Source organism: Streptococcus sp. AS14 (assembly GCF_000286495.1).
Lineage (GTDB): Bacteria > Bacillota > Bacilli > Lactobacillales > Streptococcaceae > Streptococcus > Streptococcus sanguinis_P.
The window spans coordinates 1-1,891 of record NZ_ALKI01000004.1 but is presented as its reverse complement, the minus strand read 5'-3'; the positions used below and the strand labels follow the sequence as shown (position 1 = coordinate 1,891).

The window sequence follows — 1,891 nt, the reverse complement described above, 5'->3', positions numbered from 1 at the left end:
GAAACAGTTGAGCCAACTTTCGGAGATGGAAGTAAGGAGAAGACTATTCCAGGTCAAGGAACATACACGATATCTCTCCAGATGGGGCAGTGACCTTCACTCCTGAGAAGCAATTCGTAGGCAAGCCAGATCCAGTTACTGTGAAACGTGTTGATGAGAACGGCACACCAGTGACTGCCACTTACAGTCCAGAGTTTACTAAGGTAACGCCAACTGGCACTAACGCAACTAGCACTGGTCCTCAGGGCGTTCCACAAACCGGTACCCCAACCTTCACAGGTGGTAATCCACTTGTACCAATTGATGAAACAGTAGAGCCTACCTTTGAAGATGGAAGTAAAGAGAAGAACATTCCAGGCCAAGGAACTTACACTATCTCTCCAGATGGGGCAGTGACCTTCACTCCTGAGAAGCAATTCGTAGGCAAGCCAGATCCAGTTACTGTGAAACGTGTTGATGAGAACGGTACACCAGTAACGGCTACCTATAGTCCAGAGTTTACCAAGGTAAGTCCAACTGGTAAAGATGCGACCTCTACGAATATCAAAGGTCATGTTCAAACTGGCAAACCTGTCTTTGAAGCAGGTGATCCACTTGTGCCAATTGATGAGACGATTGCACCAAGCTTCGAAGATGGAAGTAAGGAAAAGACCATTCCAGGTCAAGGAACGTACACTATCTCACCAGACGGTACAGTTACTTTCACTCCAGAAGCTGATTTCCTTGGTCAGGGAAGCGGTGTGACCCTTGTCCGTCGTGATAAAAATGGCACCTCAGTGACAGCTCGCTATGTTCCAACCGTGGTTGAACCATCAACCAGCAAGGACAGTGTGTCTAGCGGTCGCAAGGGTCAAGCTCAAACAGGCACGCCTACCTTTGAAGGGGCGATTGACCAAGCGGTAGCACCGACCTTTGCGGACGGCAGCACCGAAAAGGTTGTTCCGGGTGAGGGAACTTATAGGTTTACCGTTCTGGGGGCAGTGACCTTCGTACCAGAAGCTGACTTTGTCGGAACTGCCAGTGGAGTTGTCGTGAAGCGTTCAGATATTTATGGCAATGCCGTGACGGCTACCTATACCCCAACTGTTTTGGGAAGCACTGCCACAGAAGATACTGGCAGCACGGGTCTCAAAGGCCAGCCGCAGACTGGTAAACCAATCTTTGAAGGCGACGTGAATCCAACCGTTCCGCCAACTTTTGAGGATGGCAGCACCGAAAAGGTTGTTCCAGGCCAAGGAACCTACACGATTGCGCCAGATGGCACCGTGACTTTTGTACCGGAAACGGGCTTTGTCGGTCAAGCAGACGGTGTGACAGTGATTCGCAAAGACCGCAATGGCCAGACGATTTCAGCGGTTTACGTTCCGACTGTGACAGAAGATCCTGTTCAGCCAGAGCGGACGATTACGCCTGCACCGCCGTCTCTTTCTAAGAGTGAGGGTGCAAAAGCTCTTCCTAAGACCGGTACAGAAGAAACCTCATACTTAGCAGCAAGCTTACTTGCGGGAGTATCAGGTTTGGGACTGATTGGTTTAGAGAAGAGAAAGAAAAAGTCTGAAGGCTAAAATTTAAGAATTTGGCTTTCTTAGATATTAAAATAAAAGGGAAAAGATTCGTTAGTGAATCTTTTTTCTTTATATCCAAAGAGAAAAACTCTTAAAAACTTCATAATAATAGCATTTCTAAAATATTAAATATTAAAGTAGAATCTGAAATATCCTTAGATTTATTTAATTTATAAGGATTTTTCTATGGTTTATTTTTTCTTTTGTTTTAAAAAATTAGACTTTAAAGTACTTTATGTCCATTTTTTAAAAAAATTTATATAATTATAGTTATATATATAGCTAACCAAAATGGAATGTTGTATAATAAAACTATTGTAACTAGA

Annotated in this window: 1 pseudogene; it reads left to right on the top strand. The window is 44.5% G+C overall.

The features are described from left to right. A pseudogene (locus tag HMPREF1150_RS09435) lies at positions 1-1,565 on the top strand (LPXTG cell wall anchor domain-containing protein); the annotation flags it as partial. Between the last annotated feature and the right edge of the window lie 326 nt (positions 1,566-1,891).